We start from the raw sequence: 21,715 nt of genomic DNA on the forward strand, positions 1-21,715 counted from the left end.
CGAGGCAACTTTTCGCGAAAAGCTGAATAAATCCGCTTAAGATGGTAATCTTAGGCGGATTTTTCATTGTGTGACTTTTAAGATTTTAGGTGAATGTTATGTACAACCGAACCACGATTGCTGCCATTGCAACACCACCTGGGCGTGGTGGTGTGGGGGTCATTCGCCTATCTGGTCCCAAGTCTTATGAGATTGCACAGGCCTTGACCCAAAAAGACTTACCGAAAGCGCGTTTTGCGGGTTTTCGCCAGTTTTATGATGCATCTGGCGAAGTGATGGATGAGGGCTTAGCGCTTTGTTTTCCGAACCCGAACTCGTTTACTGGTGAAGATGTGGTTGAGTTGCAAGGTCATGGTGGCCCTGTCATTCAAAATGCTTTACTGGGGCGTTTGTTGGAGCTCGGTGCGATTGCAGCAAAAGCGGGTGAGTTTTCTATGCGTGCTTTTGAAAATGGCAAACTGGATTTGGTACAGGCTGAAGCAATCGCTGACTTGATTGACGCGACGTCTCAAGCGGCTGCTCGTTCTGCAGTACGTTCATTACAAGGCGCATTTTCAACTAAAGTAAATCGCGTGTTGGAGCAATTGATTCATCTACGTTTGCATGTGGAAGCTGCGATTGATTTTCCTGAAGAAGAAATTGATTTTCTCGCGGACGGGAAAATTTTAAATCTTTTAGATGGCGTTACGTCTGCTGTGAACCAAGTGCAACAATCGGCTCGTCAAGGACAGTTGCTGCGTGAAGGTTTACAAGTGGTAATTGCAGGAAAACCGAATGCGGGTAAGTCATCACTGCTCAATGCATTAGCGGGCATTGAACGCGCCATTGTGACGGATATTGCAGGTACGACGCGGGATGTCTTACATGAAAAAATTACCCTGAATGGTTTACCCATTACCTTAACCGATACCGCGGGTTTACGTGAAACCGGTGATATTGTAGAAAAAGAAGGGATTCGTCGTGCCATTAAAGAAATTGAGCAAGCTGATCTGTTACTTTTGGTTTATGACTTAAGCCAAGGCGAAGACCCACTTAAACTGGCGCAAGAATATTTTGCTGAGCATATTGAGCCGAAACGTTTAATGCTGATAGGCAATAAGTGTGATTTGATGGCAACGACATCGCATATCGAAGACTTTAACGGCTTCCGTCATATTATGGTTTCGGCAAAGCAAGAAACTGGCGTTCAAGCGCTCATAGAAGCGATTACAGCGCATGCAGGCTTCCAGCCTGAAGAAGATACCTTTATTGCACGTACACGCCATTTAGACGCAATGAAACGCACTCAGCTTTACCTTGCTGAAGCTCGTGAACAATTGGTGGTGTATAACGCAGGTGAGTTGGTCGCAGAGTCGCTACGTTTGGCGCAAAATGCCCTCGGTGAAATTACAGGGGATTTTAGTGCGGATGATTTACTTGGGAAAATTTTTGGATCGTTCTGTATTGGAAAATAATGCCAATATTTAGCATCGTGCCTATTTAGGTAGATGGATATAAAAAGCACTCAGTTTTAAAGGCTGGGTGCTTTTTTATGTATGGGATGATGTATCTCCCCACTATTGAGATTATCGCTTTGGTACAAAATTTTGTGATATTGCTGTGTCGTAACAGACCAATCAAAAGGTAATTCGGCGGTAATCTCGATATTCGGGTTTCCACACATGCGCCTCAATGGCTTTTTGCAAGCTAGCTTCATCCATCAATGGGGCAACCCCTTCCCGTATCGCGGCAAGCCCTACCTGCAAGGCGATAATTTTAGAGATGTCCTGAATGGCATCAATACTTGGCAGCAAATCATGGTCTGGGTTTTTCAGCATGGGTGAACAGCTGGCTAAAGCATTACTCGCGGCCATTAACATCAGGTCGGTCACGCTTTGCGCACCTGCGGCAATGACACCTAGACCAACCCCAGGAAAAATATAAGCATTATTGCACTGAGCAATGGGGTAAATATGGCCTTGATGATGTACTGGTGCAAATGGACTGCCTGTTGCGATTAAGGCTTTACCCTCTGTCCATTGAATAATATCTGCGGGGAGCGCTTCGACCTGAGAGGTGGGGTTGGACAAGGGAAAGACGATCGGGCGTTCACAGTTTTCAGCCAGTGCGCGAATAATCTCTTCGCTAAATAAGCCAGTTTGTCCTGAAACTCCGATTAATACTGTGGGTTTGGCATGTTGAATGACTTCGAGCAGAGAAATCTCTGGCGCTACATTTGCCCATGTCTCAATGGCACGCAAAGGCTGCGCCAACTTGCTTTGAAAATCGAGTAAGTTGGGTTGCTGTTCAGTCATTAAACCAAAACGATCTACCAAATAAAGACGTGAGCGTGCTTCAAGGTCGCTGAGCCCTTCAATTTTCATTTGTGCAATAATTTGTTCTGCAATACCACAGCCTGCTGAACCTGCACCTAAAATAACAATCGTTTGATCTTTTACCTGCTTTTTCACCACATGAGATGCTGCAATCAGGCTAGCTAACGCCACAGCCGCCGTACCTTGGATATCATCATTAAAACAACAGATTTGTTCACGGTAGGTAGTTAGTAAAGGCATGGCATTTTGTTGAGCAAAATCTTCAAACTGAATCAGGGCCTTCGGCCAGCGTCGTTGAATGGCACGAATCACATCATCGATAAATTGGTTGTATTCATCGCCACTAATACGGGGGTGGTTCCAACCCAAATACAGCGGATCGTTGCGTAACTGTTGGTTATTGGTCCCAACATCCAGCGTAATAGGCAAAGTATAGGCTGGACTGATGCCGCCACAGGCGGTATAGAGCGACAGTTTACCAATGGGAATCCCCATGCCGCCAATGCCTTGATCACCAAGACCTAAGATCCGCTCTCCATCGGTCATCACGATAACTTTGACATTTTTGCGGTTCACGTTGTATAGAATTTCATCAATATGCGCGCGATCTGGGTAGGAAATAAAAATGCCACGATGTCGGCGATAAATATCGGAAAAACGTTGGCAGGCCTCACCCACAGTTGGGGTGTAAATGATCGGCATCATTTCACTTAAGTGATGTTTGAGCAGATGGTAAAACAGAGTTTCGTTGGTATCTTGGATATTGCGTAAATAGATATGTTTGTTGATGTCATCATTAAAAGATAAATACTGCTGATAGGAGCGGCGACTTTGTTCCTCAATGGTTTCGATCACGTGTGGAATCAGGCCGTGTAAATTGAAGGTATTGCGTTCTTGTATTGAAAATGCAGCTCCTTTATTCAACAACGGCAGTTCTAAAAGTGAATGAGCTGCATAGGGAATATAGAGCGGTTTTTTTATGGTTACATGATCCATCATGAGGCTGATCTCGTTACATCGATTGCAATGTCCGTATTCTGCTAAAAAAGTATGGATTAAACGTCGAGACGTTGTGGTGAATAGGGACACAAGTGAAGAGAAATGCCTGATTTGGCTGTGATGTGTCTGACCAAATGCAGGCTTAGAGTTAAAATAAAGAGAGATAGACAACACCAAACAGGATCGTTTGAGGTGCTGTCTGTAAAGCACTATTTAATAAAACTCAGTTCTTTACTAATCCGATCCAGCACTGGTTTCTTTTTGGCTTGGAACTGGGTTTTATTTTGCTGAATAAGATTATTGCCATGAGTATCAATCGAGATGATCAGCGGGCCAAATACCTTGACGCGGTTAATCCATAAGGTTTCAGGCATACCCAAATCTTGCCATTCAGCGCCTTCAATTTCCTCGACTTGAGTGGCTGCCAGTACCGCACATCCTCCAGGGAAAATCGCATGGACTGCTTTGTGCTCCTGACAGCCTGCGACAGTCTCAGGGCCCATGCCACCTTTACCCACAATCAGTTTCACCCCAGTTTGTTTGATAAATTCGCGTTCAAATTTTTCCATACGCATACTGGTGGTGGGCCCAATGGAGACCATTTCAAAACCGCCATCATCCTTTTTACGCACGATGGGGCCAGCATGGAAAATCGCACCGCCTTCTAAATTTACGGGAAGTTGTCGACCTTGTTCAATTAAGCGGCGATGTGCCACATCACGACAAGTAACTAAACGTCCAGTTAGATATACCACGTCACCAATTTTAAGATCGGCTAAGTCTTCATCACGTAATGGGGTGGTCAGTACTTTTTTCATAGCACAACTCCTTCGTGTGACAGAATTTCATAAGACATATCAGGGTTAATTTTAATTTTGCCACGGCGGTGTGCCCAGCAACCGGTGTTGACTGCCACGCCAATGGTGGATGGGTGACGAGCCGAAGACTCAATATTCACACCCATGACGCTGTTATTGCCTGTTAAGCCCTGTGGGCCAATGCCAATTTCATTTAAGCCTTGTTCCAGCAAGTCTTCCATCAGCGCAGCACGAGGGTTATCACTTCTTGAGTCTACAGGGCGCATAATGGCCAGTTTGGACAAGCGTGCAGCGGTTTCAACTGAAGTGGACACCCCGACACCGACCAGTAATGGCGGGCAAGCATTCACACCACGCTCGGTAATCACATCCATTACGAACTCAGCTACACCTTCGTAGCCTTGACCTGGCATCAAAACTTTAGCTGCACCTGGCAAGGTACACCCGCCGCCTGCCATATACACATCGATGGTACAGGTATCCTGTTCAGGGACGATGCGCCAGTCTAGCCACGGAATTTGAGTGCCCGTATTGGTGCCTGTGTTTTTCTCATCAAAGGTTTCAACTGCATTGTGGCGCAAGGGGCCTGTACGGGTCGCCTCTTCGGTCGCTTCACGTAAAATTTCCTGCAATTCGCCCAACAGTGGGAAATGTGCACCCGCTTCAACAAAATATTGAATCACGCCGGTGTCTTGGCAGCTGGGACGGTTTAGTCGATCTGCTGCTTCTTGGTTTTCATCCATTGAGTCATAAATTGATTTGGCTAATGGGTTGGTTTCCAAGGTTTTCAGCTCAATCAGTTTGCTTTTGACATCTTTGGGTAAACGTTTGCCAATATAGGCTGTAAATTTGGCCATGGTGTCCGTGAGGGACTGTACGGCAAGTTCTTTGTCCATGGGAGGCTCCTTGTAAAGCTTTCAATTCGCTCGAATATCGAATAAGGTAAAAATGAAGATCATGAATTACTCAATTCAACCGAATTGGCTTTGTTTTTTTGAGTAAAACTTAAAACGAGGGTCAGGACGGTGGATAAAATCAGCAGACCTGCGACGAAATACAAACCGCCTGCAAAGCTTCCAGTTTGATCTTTAACCCAACCGATCATGGCTGGACCCGCAAAGCCACCTAAGTTCCCAATCGAGTTAATGGTTGCGATGCCTGTCGCTGCTGCGGCACCCGATAGAAACATGGTTGGCATACTCCACAGTGGTGGTTTAGAGCAACTGATGCCAACGTTGACAATGGTTAATGCTGCAATCAGGCCAAACATACTGCCAGTACTGGCTGCAATCGCGAGCCCCACAGCTGCGGTTAAACAAGCCAAAGCCACATGCCATGTGCGTTCATTGGTTTTGTCGGAGTGGCGTGACCACAGAATCATGGCAACCACAGAGATAATAGGAGGAATAGCGTTCAATAGACCGACGGTCATTGAGCTGACACCCAGTTCCTTAATGATTTGAGGTGCCCAAATGCCAAGGGTATACAGCCCCGCGGAGGTACCGAAATAAATGAGTGCCAGAGCAAGCACGCGTGGATTGGCGAGTCCGCGTAAAATACTGTGCTGCTGTTGCCCTCCTTTATTGGCATCTTCCGCTTGCATGGTTTTAACCAACCATTCTCGCTCATCGGGTTTTAACCACGCGGCTTTTTCAGGTCGATCTGTCATGTAGAAAAACACTACGACGCCTAGGATCACCGCAGGAATGGCTTCAATCAGGAACATCCATTGCCAACCTGCTAAGTCCATGATGCCGTGCATTTCCAGTAATGCTGCTGAAATAGGAGAACCAATCGCTGTGGCTATAGGGGCGGCAGCCATAAATAAGGCAATTACCCCTGCTCGGTTTCGTGCAGGGAACCAGTAGCTTAAATACAAAATAATGCCGGGGAAAAAGCCTGCTTCGGCAACACCCAGTAAAAATCGCATAACATAAAAGCTGGTTGAGCTTTCGACAAAGGCCATCCCGCCAGCAATAATGCCCCAAGTCACCATGACTCGTGCAATCCAAATGCGAGCGCCGACTTTGTGCAAAATAATGTTGGAGGGAACTTCAAAGAGGAAATAGCCCAAAAAGAAAATTCCTGCGCCAAAACCGAGAATCGAAGCGGTAAAGCCCAAATCTTCTTTCATGGTAATGGCAGCAAAACCAATATTGACCCGATCAATATAGGCAATTAAATATAAAATCATGATAAACGGCACAATACGCCAAGTGATTTTGCGTAGCGTCCGTTTCTCGATATCCATGTCCATGGCTTATCTCCATATCAGTAGCGATTACCTCCCGATTCGGTCGAAGTCACACCGCAATCGAGTTTGGCGAAAAAGCTCCCCGTTTGTGCACCGTTGTCCTTACACGGTGGACTTTATGACTCACTCAAGTTTCCTTGCTTGGGTGAGATATGTTGTTTGGGGGGTAACGTGATAGCGATATTAGAGACTTTGCAAAACCGATGAATCGATATAAAGTTAAATCACTCTTGCAAAAAACTGAATAATCATGAGCTCAGATACCGAATTAGCATTTTTTTGTTTACTAATAAAACAGGGCAGTCTGGTTGCAACAGCGCGTGAGTTGAATTTAACGCCCCCTGCTGTGTCCCGACGTCTGACACAAATGGAAGAGCGTTTAGGGGTTCGGTTGTTGAATCGGACCACCAGACGCATCAGTTTGACCAATGAAGGCGAAATTTATTTTGAGAATGCTTCGCGAATCTTGAAAGAAATTGAAGAAATGGAACAGCAAGTAGCGCGCAGTCGCACCACACCTAAGGGTTTGCTGCGGGTCAATGCCCCGTTTGGTTTTGGTCGAACCTACATTGCTCCTGCGATTTCAGACTTTGCGCGAAAATTTCCAGATATTGAAGTCCAGTTACATCTGACCGATCGTCCGATTCATCTGCCGAATGATGCGATTGATGTCTCGATTCACTTTGGGCAGGTACCAGACTCACGACTAATTGCGAAAAAAATTGCGGCCAATCGACGGCTTCTATGTGCTTCTCCGCGTTATTTGGCGCACGCTGGGGCACCACTTACGCCACGCGAACTGACCTTGCACCAATGCATTGTGTTAAGACAAAATGATGCGGCATATGCGAACTGGCGTTTAACTCAAGGGGATAAGGAAGAGACAGTTAAAGTGCATGGAAAATTGAGTAGCAATGATGGCCAAGTCACCATTGGTTGGGCACTCGATGGTCATGGTATTTTAATGCGAGCTGAATGGGACGTGGCCAAGTATTTAAAAAGTGGTCGTTTAGTTCAAGTCTTGCAGGACTATGAGACGCCCCCTGCCGATATCTATGCGATTTATATGGATCGGCTCGAGCACTCACCAAGAGTGTCCTATTTTTTAGAACATCTAAGCCAGTATTTAAATGAACATACGGACTTAGCCCATGCCAACAAGAAAAGAACCTAAGTTATAGCAAGGATCGACTGAAAAATGGCATCTGAAGAACGATCTAAATCCAAATGATTTTGACTTCGCTCTTTCTATGCAGAAGCTAGACGTATACTGCGCTTATGTGCAAACCACAGATAAAAACACAATAAAGCGATGGCAATGCAAAAGCTAATGACTCCGAAACTTAATCCAAAGTGATCTGCCAAATAACCCACAGCTACAATGGGCACAATCGTACCCAAATAACCAATAAAAAGATAAGTCGACATCACTGCAGCACGATTCTCTAAGGTGGTCATGGCATGAATGAGACCAAAGGAACCAATCAAGGTCAGGCCATGTCCGACACCAACGAGAAAATCACTGATAAAGAAAAAAGCACTCAGTTGAAATAGCATACACAGCGCCAAAATGCCTAAGCTTGCAATCAAGGTGATTAAGCCATAGTTGAGACACTTATAAGCGGGAATGCTTCTAGCAAAATACTGCACCACGGCAGAGACAATGAGAATACTGGTAATGGCTGAACCGCTAATGAGGGGGCCGTGCCACGGCAAAATATCCCGCACAAATGAAGGAGATAAGGATGCAAATAAGCTAAATGCGGCAAAGGCACTAAATGCGGTAAATCCAACAATCAAAAACAACTGATGATATTGCCCTTCTGGTCGGAGTAGCTTGGGGGCAATACTAAAGGGCTGTGAGGTAAATGTAGGAGACTCAACCCAAAATAAACCAAAGAAACACAGTACAGCGCCAAGAATAACGGGTAGATAAGGACTAACCAACGGATATTCTGAAAATTGAGCTATCAGGCCACCAATCAGCGGGCCTAAGCCAAAGCCTACTGCGGTAATAATCGAACTCAGTTGTGGTGCAATCTGTTGATGGCTTTTGGGCACGGTATACATCAGTCCCAGTAAGGCCGAAGTGGTCATCAAACCAGATGCAATACCAATAATAAAGCGCCCCAAAGATAAAATGAGAGCATCAGAAGCATAAGCGGAAATCACCAACCCGATGCTAATAAACACCAACCCTACTTGTAAGGTGCGTAAATAGCCAATGCTATTACTGGTCCGGCCGAGAAACAGTAAAGTAGCGAGACAACCAAACATATAAGCCACAAAAATATAGGTGATCTGACTCGGCACCAGATGCCATAAGGCTTGATACAGCGGGTAAAGTGGACTGGCTAAGGCAGTCCCCATCGTTCCCATCATTAAGGCGAGGCTGACCATACAAAATGGACGCCAAGAAGTGCTTGTTGTCATGCAAATGCCATGCGGCTCTCTCGGTCAAAACAAGAATATTTTGATGCCCAAGAGAAAAAGGATAGAGAGCAACAGTGTATCGGTTTGTGGAAAAAATGGTCAACTAAAAACTTGAAAAAGAACGCAATAAAACTTAGCCATAGCGTTTCAGCAGTTTTAAGAACTCAGCCAACTCTTCTTCATTGACCTGTTCAGCTTGTGCTAATACATGATGGCGTAAATGTGCTTCAACGAGTTCATTCATTAGTCCATTGACTGCGCCTTTAATGGCAGCGACTTGTTGTAAAACATCGATACAACTGGCATCGGGATGTGTAATCGAGAGTTCAACGGCGTTGACCTGCCCTTGTAAGCGTTTCACACGGTTTAAAATTTTTTTATCTTCATGCAAATGACTCAACACATTGCTCCAAAAATAAATATACTAAGGGGGAGTATATTGGTGAATCATTTTAAATGCAAAATACCCCATCACGTCAGCATACGCATCATTTTGATAACGGTAATCCACTGGCACAAAAACGGATTTTAATGGCGACCATTTTAACGGCAGTCATGATGTTATTAGAAGTGATTGGTGGATGGATTTTCCAATCAATGGCTTTGTTGGCGGATGGTTGGCATATGAGTTCGCATATGTTAGCACTGGGTTTGGCTTATTTTGCCTATCGTGCTGCGCGGCATTATGCCCATGATCAGCGCTTTAGTTTCGGCACATGGAAAATTGAAATTCTTGCAGGTTACAGCAGTGCTATTTTGCTGATGGTAGTAGCAGGTTTTATGGCTTTTCACTCGATTCAGCGTCTATTCTCGCCTGTACAAATTCATTATAACGAAGCGATTCCAATTGCGATTTTAGGCTTATTGGTGAATTTAATCTGTGCATGGTTGCTGCATGATGGTCACCATCACCATCACCATCACCATCACCATCACCATCACCATCACCATCACCATCACCATCACCATCACGCTCATGATCATGTAGTAGAAGTACATAGCCATCATCATGATTTAAATCAGAAAGCTGCATTTATGCATGTAGTGGCAGACGCAGTGACTTCCATTTTTGCCATTATCGCACTAATTTTTGGTAAATATTTGGGCTGGGATTTTCTTGATGCTGCCCTTGGGATCGTGGGGTCAATACTGGTGGCCAAATGGGCATTGAGCTTAATGCAAGAAACGGGAAAAACCTTGTTAGATGCTGAAATGGATCATCATGTGGTGGATGAAATTCGCGAAGTGTTGGCAGAACTACCGCATACGACCTTGACCGATTTACATGTTTGGAAAGTAGGCAAAGGCAAGTTTTCCTGCATTTTGGCTTTAGAAACGACGGTAGACTTAACTGCGGATCGCGTGCGGGCAATGCTCTCGATTCATGAAGAAATTGTTCATGTCTCGGTGGAAATTAATAGCACAGCCCTCACTGTTCCACGTGAAACTTTGGCCAGTTCATAAGCAAGGCGTGTTGGGTTTCGGTAAAGCCCTGGAAAAAATGATTCAATGCTTGAATAATACGCTCTACACTAGCGCCGTGGTTCTCCGATTGAAAGAGCAAAAAGTGATGATAAAAAAACTGGGTTTGGCACTACTCACAAGTGCAATTGCAAGCATGAGTATAGCCAGCGTAGAAAGTGTTCAAGCCAACTTAAAAAAGAATTATCCAAATATTAATGTTCAAAATATTCAAAAAACAGAAATGTCGGGCATTTATAGCGGATCTTTAGATGGCGAAATTGTGTATTTAGGCGAAGCGGCTGAGCATGTGATTGCTGGTTCGATGGTGCGCTTAAAAGATCAGAAAAATTTAAGTGCTGCCTTATATGTGCAACAAAACTCGCTTGATTGGAACAAGCTGCCGCTAAAAGATGCCATTAAAAGCGTTAAAGGCAACGGCAAACGCCAATTGGCGGTTTTTTCAGACCCAAACTGCCCTTACTGTAAGCAGTTAGAGGCTGAACTGAATAAACTAAATGATGTGACCATCTATACATTTATTTATGCCATTAAGGCGCAATCGATTGCACCGTCGAAACAAGTGTTTTGTGAAGCAGACCCTGCCCTCGCATGGAAAAATTTGATTGCGAAAGGGATTCAGCCAACGTCGAAAAAACCGTGTGCCAATCCAATTGAGCGCAACATTGAACTCGGTCGTAGTCTAGGTTTACAAGGGACGCCCGTGGTTATTTTCTCAAATGGCTTTAAAGTGAATGGCGCTGTGCCTTCAACCACCATTGAAAATATGTGGCGTGAACTGGGCTTATAAGAGTTCAAATATACAGATAAAAAGCACCTGAAACGGTGCTTTTTTTAATGGCTGAGTTTAGGTTTTTTTGGTGACCATGTTGTAGATGAATAAAATAACAATGGCCCCAATAACTGACGCAATAAAGCCTGCGGCAGAGCCTTCACTATAGAGACCAAGTAAACGACCACCATAAGTGGCTACGAGAGAACCTGCAATCCCCAGTAAAGTGGTGACAATAAATCCCGCTTTGTCATCGCCAGGATGGATAGCACGTGCGATGAGACCTGCAATAAAACCAATCACGATTGCAACAATAAGTGACCACATGAGCCAGCTCCTTTTTTTATCATGTCTTTGTTTTTACATCATGTGCAAAAATATCATCAGGCATAATGCGACTGTGCAGTAGAGCGAATCTGCTAAAAACTGTATGTTTTATGTACTTAGCTCACGATAAAAATAAAAAAAGTGGCCTTCGGCCACTCTTTTGTCGATTGCTCTTAAAGACCAATTTCCCCAATAAATGGCAAATGACGGTACTTTTGGTCGTAGTCTAAGCCATAACCCACAATGAATCGATCTTCGACATTAAAGCCTAAAAACCTCACATCGAGTTCAATTTCACGGCGTGAAGGTTTGCTGACTAGGGTACATAGTTCAATTGAGTTGGGAGAGCGTGTTTCTAAAATTTCGAGTACTTTGCTCAAGGTGTTGCCTGAGTCGATGATGTCTTCAATGACCAAGACATCTTTACCACGAATTTCGCCGTCTAAATCTTTTAAAATTTTTACATCACGTGAAGATACCGTACCGCCACCGTAGCTCGAAACCGTCATGAAGTCGAGTTCATGGGGTTTTGAAATGCTACGACATAAGTCTGCCATGAAAATGACTGAACCACGTAATAAACCAATCAGTACGAGTTCCTTATCACTGTTTGCATAATGCGCATCGATTTGTGCACCAAGCTCTTTTACTTTCGCTTGAATCTCTTCAGTAGAAATCATTACGCTCATTTGAACGGTCATGGGTAGATACCTAAAAAATTAAAAAAAATCAAAAATAAAAAAGGCGTTGACCTGCAACACCTCTATATATGCATTAATTTTAATATATCTCTAAACGAGATGCACCCCCTTTTGCCCGCTGGAAATGTAATCATTTCATTGCAGGCGGGATGCTGCTTGGTTTAGAGGCGAAAATCAAAGTTGTTTCAAAACTCGATTAGCTGCTTAAATTTTCGCTATTTGCTACTTAGTTTTGCACATAGGCTTTCTGACCAAAAATATAAGTCGCATGAATATTACGGTCATCACCCATGGTCATTAGGGCAAATAACGCGTCTTCAATCCCTTTTGCACGTTGCTGACGTAATGCTTGCAGCGCGGTTGCTTTGAGGTCGAGCACTACAAAGTCGGCTTCTTTGCCCAAATTAAAGTTACCGAGTTTATCATCCAAGCTCAGTGCTTTGGCACCGCCCAGTGTAGCGTGGTAGAGCGATTCAAACGCGGACAGTTTATTGCCCTGAAGCTGCTGCACTTTATAGGCTTCATTGAGGGTTTGTAGTTGGTTAAAAGAGGTCCCTGCACCAATGTCTGTACCCAGCCCAACTTTTACCTGCTTTTCCCAAGTCTTATTCAATGGAAATAAACCACTGCCTAAAAATAGGTTGGAGGTCGGACAGAAAGCAATAGCAGAGTCAGTCTGATGCATGCAGTCCCACTCAGCCTCTTCTAAGTGCACGCAGTGGGCAAAGACCGAATGTGAACCGGTTAAACCAAAGTGATGATAAACATCGAGATAACCTTGCTGCTCAGGGAATAAGTCTTTCACCCAAGCGATTTCATTTTTATTTTCACTTAAATGCGTATGCACATACACATCTGGGTATTCAGCTTTGAGCTGCCCTGCTTTAGCCAATTGCTCTGGTGTCGAGGTTGGGGCAAAACGTGGCGTAATCGCATACAGGTTACGGCCCTTGCCATGCCATTTCTCAATCAGTGCTTTAGAGTCTGCATAAGCACTGTCAGGCGTGTCGCACAGGTCTTCAGGTGCATGACGATCCATCATGACTTTACCTGCGATCAGGCGCATCTGGTGCTGCCCTGCTGCTTCAAATAAAGCATCGACTGATTCGGTATGCACAGTACAGAAGACCAAGGCTGTGGTGGTGCCATTTTTTAGCAGTTCTTGCACAAAGAATTGGGCAATCTGGTCGGCATAGGCTTTATCTGAAAATTGTAATTCAGTTGGGAAGGTATAGGTATTGAGCCATTCGAGTAGCTGTTCACCATAGGCCCCCACCATTTCTGTTTGTGGAAAATGAATGTGGGTGTCGATAAAACCCGGCACAATCAATTGTTCAGGATAGTGCTGAACCTCGACGCCAATAGGAAGGTGCTGTTGCCCCTCCTGCCAAGATCCAAACCATTGGATTTTGCCATTTTGGCTAATCAGTAAACCATCTTCTACGTAACGCACTTGGTCGTGAATTTCACGCGCTTGGGCAACCGTATTCTGAATATCTAGGAAGCGACCGCGAACCGCCGTCGTTGCAACTACAGAAGACATTTTAAACCTGTGTTTTGACTTTTTTTCGATTGATTGTACCGTAAACTGGATTTTTTTCACGGCTATTTAATGAAGTTTTTATGTGTGTTGTGAACGCTAGATTTTAAATGAAAGACTGGAGCAGTATTTTCTAAAAAATTGAACTGTTTTGAGGCCAGACATGTATCCATGCCATCGATAAGATCATGATTTTTTATGTCATACATAAGCACAAGCTTTGCGCTTAAATGATTCAATCTATTCGCAAAATTTTGTTGAGAAAGTCTTTATCTTTAAATGCTGAGTCAGTACAGTGTCGGCATTGATAAAATAAGAGACAATGACCGGCATGTATTTTTGGAATACCAAAGCATTAGCACATGAATTATCTAGCAATACCCTCGATAAAAAGCATTATAAAAATTATTACTTAGTCACCGCCTTACTGGTTTCAGTGGTGTATTACTACGGTATGTATTCACCCTATGGGGATGTCCGTGTGATTGGTATTGAGGGACTTCTGACTTTATTGATTATGTTTATCGGGATTCAAAGTGCTTATAAAGCCAATGGCGGGGATGAGGGTGAGCATTTCCTAGGTCGAATCACAGCGTTGTCTTTTCCCATTTTGGTACAAACCACCGTGGCTGGTGTTGTGTTTGGTGCAGTGTTATTAGGCCTTTATTTTGCTTTTAATCTAGAAGGCACAGCGTTTGATGATTGGTATGAATGGACTATTTCGCTATTTACCATCTTCCTGCAAATCTTGTTTTTCACGCGTTTAGTGTCTTATATGAAGCGGGTTAAAGCGCATACCATTTAAGCTTGAAAAAAATATTGTTTTCGAATGTATGCCTGCCAGTTTTAGAGTTGACAGGCATTTTCTTTTTCAATTTAAACTTTATTTGATACACGGAAGCGTCATCCGCAACCTGCGTAGTGTTTGGAATAGATTGTTTTTGCAACACAAATTTTTTAATTATAGAAAGTGAATAGGTTTTGCGGAGGACAAATGCTTTCCTTACGAAGCTTCGCTTCTCATTTGGCGAAACAAAAGAATAACTGAGCTCCGAGTATCGAACTTAAAAAAGATAAGACTCTGTCGTGAATAACCTAAAAGTGATGGTGCTCCTACTAAAACGCCTGAACAGACCCGCATTAATCTTTGGACACTTATTTTAAATAGGTGATTTAGAGCGCCACTTTATTCCACAAAATAATGCGCAGCAAAATGCGCATCATTGCCAATCACATCAAACACATCTTCACGCAGTGACATCCCCGCACATTCATCTCCGACCATCCAAAGTCCCAAGGTGGGCAGCATGCCTTCATGCAACGGAGTTTTTACCCAGCGCTGCATGACATAACCATATTTGTCGTAGTCATCGAAGTAAAAACTACCTGAGGCTGCGCCGCAATCGACATTGTTTTGTAGGATATGAATATTTGCGCCTTCGCGCGCTAAGATGGGCTTACGCACCCATTTCCCTGCGTAGTGGGCGTGCGCATCATAAGCATGGGTTTCTAACAACAATGGATGATTTGGAAAGCGTTTCCATAGCTCAATCAATAGGGCTTTATTGGAGAGAAGCATTTTCCAACACGGTTCAATCCATTCGGTTTCAGGTTTGAGAAACTGTGAAAAATTTTCTTCCCAAATCTATTCCCACGGATACAGCTTAAATAAATGCTGAATCTGTTGCTGATGCAAATCGACAAAGGCGGTGCCATTCCAACCAATGTTTTCCATCGACAGTTCGCTGACATTTAAGCCTGCCTGAAAAGCAGTATCCATGAGGTATTCTAAATTGCCCCAATCTTCACGTCCTGCTTCTTGGCAGGCTACGAAATGGACACGGCTTCGCGCAGGATAGAGCTGTTTCCAGCGCTCAATTAGCTTTTCATGAATGCTGTTGAACTGATCACGGTTTGCAATATTTTCGACCTGTTCAATCCAATGCCACTGTGCAACTGAGGCTTCGAGTAAACCCGTTGGCGTATCGGCATTGTATTCCAGCATTTTGATGGCTTGACCATCATAGGCAAAATCGAAACGACCATACAGCATTGGCGCTTGGTTTTTCCATGAATGCTCAATCAGAGGAATCGCTGCTGGGGGGAGTTGAAAATATTCGGGATAATGACCGCGTTGAATCATATCCCCTGCCACTTCAAGACACATTTGGTGTAATTCGTTCGAGGCATCTTCAAGCTGTTCAATTTGCTTGAGGCTAAACTCATAAGCTACCCCTTCTGACCAATACATTGAACCATCCCGCGACGGCAAGTTGTAGTAGTCAAAACCGATCTCTTGATGCGCCTGTTGCCAGTTTGCACGCTCAGGGAATAGAACTCGTTTCATGTATTAACCTCCGAACGAGCCTCCGCCACGGCCGAAGCCTCCACGAATGGGTTGGGATTTGGCATGGCTAAAAACGTGAGTTGAGATTCTGGGTGTACCCGTCGAATGACGTCCGCGAGCTTTCAAGATTTGGCCCATGTAACGGACTTTACGGTTATTTTTATAATATTGTGGGCCGATATAAACCCCAGTAGAGCCACTATAGCTCGATTCGCTATTTTCGTTAGCAGGTTCGCACAGTTCAAAATGCCAGTCTTGGTAGCAGTTGTATTGGTTATTGTAAACATCCTGTTGTAGGGTTTTAGAACCGCTACATGCCGTGAGTAAAACTGGCACTACAACAAGAGTTAATTTTTTGGTACGCATGGATGAGCAACCTTCAGATTCTTTTATTTTTACAGGTAAAACCAAGGGTTTTAAGCCCGCTTATCATAGGGAGCTGTTTGCATAAAGTACAGTGCATTTGCACCGAAAATCATAGGATTAAGTCTTGTGCATACTAAAATTTGGTCATAAAAAAAGCCTTCCCAGAGGAAGGCTTTTTAAAACATTAGAGAGTGGTTTGATGATGTTTCTTACTGTATCGAATCGACAAGATTGCAGTGATGGTCAGCACCAACACAATAAAGCCCAGTGAAATCCAAATTGGCATGTGGAACACATCGAGCATGAGCATCTTAAAGCCGATGAATACCAAGATAATACCTAAACCATACGGGAGATAATGCATCTTGGTTGCTGCACCAGACAACAAGAAGAACATCGCACGTAGACCCAAAATTGCCATTAAGTTTGCAGTCAACACAATAAACGGATCAGAAGTCACCGCGAAAATTGCAGGAATGGAGTCCACCGCGAAAATCACATCCGACGCTTCAACTAGAATCAACACCAAGAACAGCGGCGTTGCCCATAACATCCCGTTTTGACGGACAAAGAACTTATTGCCATGCAGTTGCGGGGTAATCCGCATATGTTTACGCAACCATTTTAAGATCGCCATATCTTCGATATTGGTTTCTTCTTCGTTTTGTCCTTTGAAGAATTTGAAGCCCGTATACACCAAGAACGCACCGAAGATATACAGAATCCATGAGAACTCTTGTACGAACCACGCGCCAATAAAAATAAAGATGGTACGTAGAATAATCGCACCCAAGACACCGTAAAGCAGTAATTGGCGTTGTAATGCAGGTGGGATGGCAAAAGCAGCAAAGATCATCAGCCACACAAAGACGTTGTCAACGGCTAAAGATTTTTCAAGTAAATAACCTGCAAAATACTCCATGACCTTTGTATTGGCCACAGTAACACCTGCAGTTTGTTGTAAATACATCCAGAGACCTGCACCAAAGAGTGATGCGACGGAAACCCACGCAATACTCCATAACGCGGCGGTTTTGATTTTAACTTCTTGACCTTCTTTTTGTTTAAAGCCTAAAAAGTCGATCAGTAGCATCACGGTAACAATGCCGAAAAAAGCAAGGTATAGCCATAAATTGCCGATAGATTCCATGAAATCCTCCACATCCAGCAATCGGCCACAAAAAAACCTTGACCTGCTGCCAGATGAAATAAAACATCTGTGACAACATGATCAAGGTCTTGCCTACATTTTAGCGTATGTATTTTGTGCGCTAAAATGCTCAGATACCGACTTTTTGCAAAGTGTAATGACGATAATCTGACACGTGAAAGTGATGCATGGCATTGATTTTTCACGTTTGGAGGAGGCTACTCCCCTTGTTCAATATAAATTTGGTTTTGGATTTGATCCAAAAGTGAGCTAAGCATCGCATATTTTTATGGTTTGAGCAAATATTAAAGAAAATTGTAGCTGAAATATAAATGAGACAAAATTTTGCTTCAATTTATGGCAAGCTAAAAAAAACAGTAAACAAAAGAGGAATAATAATGAAAATTCAACATCAAGAAACAGGTAGTAAAGGCGAAGTTTTTGTCGAACAAGAAAACGAGCGTGTGGCGGAAATGACCTATAGTTGGGCTGGGGACGATAAATTTATTATTGATCACACTTGGGTCAGTGAGTTGCTGCGTGGGCAACATGTGGGGCGTCAGTTATTGGATGTTTTGGTTAATTTTGCCCGTGATAAGGGCGTGAAAATTTTACCCTTGTGTCCCTTTTCCAAATCGGTATTCGACAAAGATCCATCTATTCATGATGTTTTATTCCGCTAAGATAGAGAACGATAAATCAATCCATTCAATGAGTGTGCTATGCAATTTCAACATGTAGATCGTGATCAAAAAGGTGAGTTTTTCTTAAATAATGCAGAAGGTCAGCGCATTGCTGAAATTAGTTATATTTGGCGGGATGACACAACCATTGATGCCAACCATACTTGGGTCGATGATTCACTGCGAGGTCAAGGTGTGGCGCGTTTGCTGTTGGATACTCTGGTTGATTTTTCACGTGAGAAAAACCTGAAAATTATCCCGACCTGTTCTTATGTCGATGTGATGTTTCGCCGTGAGAAAAGTTTTGAGGATGTTGCAGCTTAATTGTTTGCCATTCATCGCAATTCTAAAGGTTAAGCCAAAATAAGATTGATATAGCTGCCATTACAGTTCTATTTTGTGTTTTGCAGCGCTGAATGATGGTGAAAAAGTATATGAATACGCTTTTATCTATTGCCCTATTCTGTTCAGTTTCCCCTTTATTGCATGCTGAAGATTGTGTAAAACTTGAGGAAAAGGCAGAACAAAAAGAAGTTCAGATTATTCCACGTTGGGGCATGAAAGTGATTGCGCCAACCAGAGTGTATTTTCATTCAGCACCGAGTAATACTTGTAAAATCAAAGATCTGTTTATGATTAAAAATGACTATATCACTGCTTATAGCACCTATGGTGATGGCCAAGAACAGTGGGTTTCGGTCATGTATTTCAGCAAGCGTTTGGGAGACACGGTTCAAGGTTGGTCAAAACTAAAAGACTTTGAATATACGGGTACGATGTCTGGTTTTTAATTAGATAAGCTTGTAAAAAAACCCGCCATATGCGGGTTTTTTCTTCTAATGGTACAACTTATTCTGCGTTCAAGGCACTGATCAATTTTTGGTGTAAGCCACCAAAGCCACCATTGGACATGATCACGACTGCATCGCCCTCGCCTGCACCACTGACGATGGTATGGATAATGTCATCTAATGTACGTGCGACCACGGCCTTGTTGGGCGCAGCCGCAATGACAGGTTGCAAGTCCCAGTCTAAACCTTCTGGTTGATACCAAATCACTTCATCGGCCAAACGTGCAGAGTGTGCGAGTCCATCTTTATGGCTTCCCATGCGCATGGTATTTGAACGAGGTTCAATAATTGCCCATAACTTACGCTCGCCTAAACGCTTACGTGCGCCTTCTAGCGTCGTATCAATTGCGGTTGGGTGATGGGCAAAGTCATCATACACTTCAATGCCACGTACTGTGCCTAAAAGCTCCATACGGCGCTTCACGCCGCCAAAGTTAGACAGTGCTTCGCACGCTGTTTCAATGCTCACGCCGACGTGTTCAGCCGCAGCGATAGTCGCCAAAGCATTGGCTACGCTGTGCTGCCCTGTCATGTTCCATTGCACCGTGCCTTTCACCACGCCGTGTTGGAGGACTTTAAAGTGTGAACCATCAGCACTGAGTTGTTCGGCATACAATTCAGACTTGTCTTGGGCCTCTAAAGAGGTACGAACCACAGGTGTCCAACAGCCCTGCTCTAAAACTTCATCAATATTGCTTTCAGTAATTGGCGCAATGATACGACCCTCACTTGGAATGGTACGAACCAAGTGATGGAATTGTTTTTGAATCGCTGCTAGATCATCAAAAATATCGGCATGGTCAAATTCAAGGTTATTTAAAATGGCTGTTTTTGGGTGGTAATGCACGAACTTCGAACGTTTGTCGAAAAAGGCAGAATCATATTCATCGGCTTCGACACAGAAGTATTTGCCACCACCTAAACGCGCACTTTCAGAGAAACCTAAAGGTACACCGCCTATCAGGAAACCTGGCTCTAAACCCGCCTGATCCAATACCCAAGCCAACATGGTGGTGGTGGTGGTTTTACCATGGGTTCCTGCTACGCCAAGTACGTGTTTGCCTTGGAGCACATGATCAGCCAAAAATTGTGGGCCTGAAATATATGGCAAGCCTTCGTTGAGCATGTATTCAACGGCATCAATCCCGCGTTTCATCGCGTTGCCGACGATGACTAAATCAGGATGTGGTTGTAAATGACTGCGGTCATAACCTTGCATTAAGGTAATGCCTGCATTTTCGAGCTGGGTGGACATGGGAGGATAAACGTTTAGATCCGAACCCGTCACTGTGTGGCCAAGATCACGTGCTAAAAGCGCTAAAGACCCCATAAAGGTGCCACAAATACCCAAAATATGCAGATGCATTCCGCCTCACTCCACTGCTTTTATAGACACATCACGTATTATTGGTGCTGTTGTCGTGATTAATTCGATGTGAAAGCAACCATAGCAAGGCGCTTAGCGAAAAGATAGTGATTCTTGTATCTAATCGTTTAATTATTCTGCGGCTTGAACAACGCTTTTATTCTGTAAAAAAGTCGGCTGAAAAGTGCAATATTTGCTGAATTTTCTAGCAAAAAACGTAGAATAAAATGCTCCTAAATTTGGCGATCTTGCTTCATGTCCCTGCCCTTTATTTTATTGATTATTGCCAACTGTTTTATGACACTTGCATGGTATGGACACTTAAAATTTTTGCCGGGTGTACCGCTTTGGCAAGCCATTTTATTTAGCTGGTTCATTGCATTGGTGGAATACAGTTTTATGATTCCTGCGACCCGTATGTTGTCACAGCAAGGCTGGTCAATGGGCGAAATGAAAATCACTCAAGAAGTGGTGACGCTCTTGGTTTTTGTACCGTTTATGATTTTCTTATTTAAACAGCCTTTTAAGCTCGATTATTTATGGGCAGGACTGTGTTTATTTGGTTGTGTGTATTTTGTCTTTCGCAGCCAATAAATCAAAAAGTGAGGCTACAGTCCTCTTTTTATTTAAGTTTTATGCTACGCCATAAAAAAACAAGAAAAATCTGCATTTAGTTGTACGGTTAAATTTTGGAGAGCTGAAAAATCAGTCTATAATACGGGGCTCTTATTAAAGCTTGGCGCTAGTCGAGATTTATCTCTCTTAACTATCTCTGGAAACATTGCAATGAATGCGGCCGCTTCACAAGACACTCCTCTCGTTGGAATTATCATGGGTTCTCAATCAGATTGGGCCACTCTCGAACACACTGCCAATATGCTTAAGCAACTTGGTGTCCCATTTGAAGCGGAAGTTGTGTCTGCGCACCGTACGCCAGATCGTCTTTTTGAATATGCTGAGCAAGCACGTGACCGTGGTATCCAAGTGATTATTGCGGGTGCAGGCGGTGCGGCGCATTTACCAGGAATGTGTGCGGCGAAAACTGATTTGCCTGTACTTGGTGTGCCAGTGAAGTCTTCGATTTTAAACGGTGTCGATTCACTGTTATCGATTGTGCAAATGCCTGCAGGTATTGCAGTGGGTACTTTGGCAATTGGTCCAGCAGGTGCAACCAATGCCGCGATTATGGCTGCACAAATTTTAGGTCTGACACGTCCTGAAATTGCAAAAAATGTAGCCGATTTCCGTGCTGCACAAACTGACAAAGTCGCAAGCAACAATATTCCAGGCCAAGCTTAATACGGGGCATTC

The 21,715-nt window shown here is 43.7% G+C and carries 22 protein-coding genes and 1 pseudogene; 10 read left to right on the forward strand and 13 right to left on the reverse strand.

Going from position 1 to position 21,715, the window contains the following annotated elements; translation table 11 throughout:
• The first annotated feature begins 98 nt into the window (after positions 1-98).
• The gene (gene mnmE, locus HYI04_RS11655) at positions 99-1,454 is read left to right on the forward strand and encodes a tRNA uridine-5-carboxymethylaminomethyl(34) synthesis GTPase MnmE (protein WP_178896184.1); all 1,356 of its coding nucleotides are present in this window, start codon (positions 99-101) and stop codon (positions 1,452-1,454) included.
• 162 nt (positions 1,455-1,616) lie between these two features.
• On the opposite strand, the gene HYI04_RS11660 is transcribed toward mnmE, so the two are convergent.
• From HYI04_RS11660 to HYI04_RS11675, 4 genes are all read right to left on the reverse strand, one after another.
• Entirely contained in the window at positions 1,617-3,314 is a 1,698-nt protein-coding gene (locus HYI04_RS11660; protein WP_372239171.1) for an NAD-dependent malic enzyme, read from the reverse strand.
• Positions 3,315-3,523: 209 nt separating this feature from the next.
• Positions 3,524-4,132, reverse strand: a complete 609-nt coding sequence (gene ttdB / locus HYI04_RS11665) for a L(+)-tartrate dehydratase subunit beta (protein ID WP_062031160.1) — start codon at positions 4,130-4,132, stop codon at positions 3,524-3,526.
• A complete protein-coding gene (ttdA, locus tag HYI04_RS11670; RefSeq protein ID WP_062031161.1) occupies positions 4,129-5,028 on the reverse strand; it encodes a L(+)-tartrate dehydratase subunit alpha in 900 nt (299 codons plus the stop codon). Before ttdA ends, ttdB begins: the two co-directional genes overlap by 4 nt.
• Positions 5,029-5,087: 59 nt before the next feature.
• The gene (locus tag HYI04_RS11675) at positions 5,088-6,389 is read right to left on the reverse strand and encodes an MFS transporter (protein ID WP_178896185.1); all 1,302 of its coding nucleotides are present in this window, start codon (positions 6,387-6,389) and stop codon (positions 5,088-5,090) included.
• A gap of 247 nt (positions 6,390-6,636) precedes the next feature.
• Between HYI04_RS11675 and HYI04_RS11680 the strand changes: the two genes are divergently transcribed.
• A complete protein-coding gene (locus HYI04_RS11680; RefSeq protein WP_159126916.1) occupies positions 6,637-7,560 on the forward strand; it encodes a LysR substrate-binding domain-containing protein in 924 nt (307 codons plus the stop codon).
• Between the two features lie 74 nt (positions 7,561-7,634).
• On the opposite strand, the gene HYI04_RS11685 is transcribed toward HYI04_RS11680, so the two are convergent.
• Together HYI04_RS11685 and HYI04_RS11690 are read right to left on the reverse strand one after the other, a co-directional pair.
• Positions 7,635-8,786, reverse strand: coding sequence for an MFS transporter (locus tag HYI04_RS11685; protein ID WP_178896194.1), 1,152 nt, complete (start codon positions 8,784-8,786; stop codon positions 7,635-7,637).
• A gap of 166 nt (positions 8,787-8,952) precedes the next feature.
• Positions 8,953-9,219, reverse strand: a complete 267-nt coding sequence (locus HYI04_RS11690; protein WP_004697473.1) for a metal/formaldehyde-sensitive transcriptional repressor — start codon at positions 9,217-9,219, stop codon at positions 8,953-8,955.
• 56 nt (positions 9,220-9,275) lie between these two features.
• On the opposite strand from HYI04_RS11690, the gene dmeF reads away from it, so the two are divergent.
• Positions 9,276-10,283 (forward strand): CDF family Co(II)/Ni(II) efflux transporter DmeF, encoded by a 1,008-nt coding sequence (gene dmeF / locus HYI04_RS11695; RefSeq protein WP_178896186.1) that lies wholly within the window; start codon positions 9,276-9,278, stop codon positions 10,281-10,283.
• 106 nt (positions 10,284-10,389) lie between these two features.
• The gene (locus HYI04_RS11700) at positions 10,390-11,091 is read left to right on the forward strand and encodes a DsbC family protein (RefSeq protein WP_159153792.1); all 702 of its coding nucleotides are present in this window, start codon (positions 10,390-10,392) and stop codon (positions 11,089-11,091) included.
• Between the two features lie 57 nt (positions 11,092-11,148).
• Here the strand turns inward: HYI04_RS11700 and HYI04_RS11705 are convergent, their stop codons facing one another.
• The 3 genes from HYI04_RS11705 to guaD all read right to left on the reverse strand — a co-directional run bounded on the left by HYI04_RS11705 (position 11,149) and on the right by guaD (position 13,644).
• Positions 11,149-11,400 carry a GlsB/YeaQ/YmgE family stress response membrane protein gene (locus HYI04_RS11705; protein WP_004977734.1) on the reverse strand — a complete coding sequence of 84 codons (252 nt, stop codon included), beginning with the start codon at positions 11,398-11,400 and terminating at the stop codon, positions 11,149-11,151.
• A gap of 173 nt (positions 11,401-11,573) precedes the next feature.
• Positions 11,574-12,101 carry a hypoxanthine phosphoribosyltransferase gene (gene hpt, locus HYI04_RS11710; protein WP_176536848.1) on the reverse strand — a complete coding sequence of 176 codons (528 nt, stop codon included), beginning with the start codon at positions 12,099-12,101 and terminating at the stop codon, positions 11,574-11,576.
• A gap of 226 nt (positions 12,102-12,327) precedes the next feature.
• Entirely contained in the window at positions 12,328-13,644 is a 1,317-nt protein-coding gene (gene guaD / locus HYI04_RS11715) for a guanine deaminase (protein WP_178896187.1), read from the reverse strand.
• A 328-nt stretch (positions 13,645-13,972) separates the two neighbouring features.
• Here guaD and HYI04_RS11720 point away from each other — a divergent pair, with 328 nt between their 5' ends.
• The gene (locus tag HYI04_RS11720) at positions 13,973-14,446 is read left to right on the forward strand and encodes a hypothetical protein (protein ID WP_058870669.1); all 474 of its coding nucleotides are present in this window, start codon (positions 13,973-13,975) and stop codon (positions 14,444-14,446) included.
• A 381-nt stretch (positions 14,447-14,827) separates the two neighbouring features.
• Here the strand turns inward: HYI04_RS11720 and HYI04_RS11725 are convergent.
• The 3 genes and pseudogenes from HYI04_RS11725 to HYI04_RS11735 all read right to left on the reverse strand — a co-directional run bounded on the left by HYI04_RS11725 (position 14,828) and on the right by HYI04_RS11735 (position 17,504).
• Positions 14,828-15,988, reverse strand: a pseudogene (locus HYI04_RS11725) (glutathionylspermidine synthase family protein).
• 3 nt (positions 15,989-15,991) lie between these two features.
• A complete protein-coding gene (locus HYI04_RS11730) occupies positions 15,992-16,354 on the reverse strand; it encodes a hypothetical protein (RefSeq protein WP_058952476.1) in 363 nt (120 codons plus the stop codon).
• A 184-nt stretch (positions 16,355-16,538) separates the two neighbouring features.
• The gene (locus HYI04_RS11735) at positions 16,539-17,504 is read right to left on the reverse strand and encodes a TerC family protein (RefSeq protein WP_178896188.1); all 966 of its coding nucleotides are present in this window, start codon (positions 17,502-17,504) and stop codon (positions 16,539-16,541) included.
• 398 nt (positions 17,505-17,902) lie between these two features.
• Here HYI04_RS11735 and HYI04_RS11740 point away from each other — a divergent pair, with 398 nt between their 5' ends.
• The 3 genes from HYI04_RS11740 (at position 17,903) to HYI04_RS11750 (ending at position 18,978) form a co-directional block, all read left to right on the forward strand.
• Positions 17,903-18,187: a GNAT family N-acetyltransferase gene (locus HYI04_RS11740; RefSeq protein WP_058870644.1), complete on the forward strand. Its 285-nt coding sequence runs from the start codon at positions 17,903-17,905 to the stop codon at positions 18,185-18,187.
• A 39-nt stretch (positions 18,188-18,226) separates the two neighbouring features.
• Positions 18,227-18,511: a GNAT family N-acetyltransferase gene (locus tag HYI04_RS11745; RefSeq protein ID WP_058870643.1), complete on the forward strand. Its 285-nt coding sequence runs from the start codon at positions 18,227-18,229 to the stop codon at positions 18,509-18,511.
• A gap of 92 nt (positions 18,512-18,603) precedes the next feature.
• A complete protein-coding gene (locus HYI04_RS11750) occupies positions 18,604-18,978 on the forward strand; it encodes a hypothetical protein (RefSeq protein ID WP_005401787.1) in 375 nt (124 codons plus the stop codon).
• Between the two features lie 58 nt (positions 18,979-19,036).
• Here the strand turns inward: HYI04_RS11750 and mpl are convergent, their stop codons facing one another.
• Positions 19,037-20,404, reverse strand: a complete 1,368-nt coding sequence (gene mpl, locus HYI04_RS11755; protein WP_178896189.1) for a UDP-N-acetylmuramate:L-alanyl-gamma-D-glutamyl-meso-diaminopimelate ligase — start codon at positions 20,402-20,404, stop codon at positions 19,037-19,039.
• A gap of 255 nt (positions 20,405-20,659) precedes the next feature.
• Here mpl and HYI04_RS11760 point away from each other — a divergent pair, with 255 nt between their 5' ends.
• On the forward strand, positions 20,660-20,998 hold the full coding sequence (locus tag HYI04_RS11760) for a DMT family protein (RefSeq protein WP_104221713.1): 339 nt from the start codon (positions 20,660-20,662) through the stop codon (positions 20,996-20,998).
• 192 nt (positions 20,999-21,190) lie between these two features.
• On the forward strand, positions 21,191-21,703 hold the full coding sequence (gene purE / locus HYI04_RS11765; protein ID WP_004697498.1) for a 5-(carboxyamino)imidazole ribonucleotide mutase: 513 nt from the start codon (positions 21,191-21,193) through the stop codon (positions 21,701-21,703).
• Positions 21,704-21,715: the final 12 nt, after the last annotated feature.

Origin of the sequence: Acinetobacter sp. SwsAc2, assembly GCF_013391465.1 — a bacterium.
GTDB classification, from domain to species: Bacteria; Pseudomonadota; Gammaproteobacteria; order Pseudomonadales; family Moraxellaceae; genus Acinetobacter; species Acinetobacter johnsonii.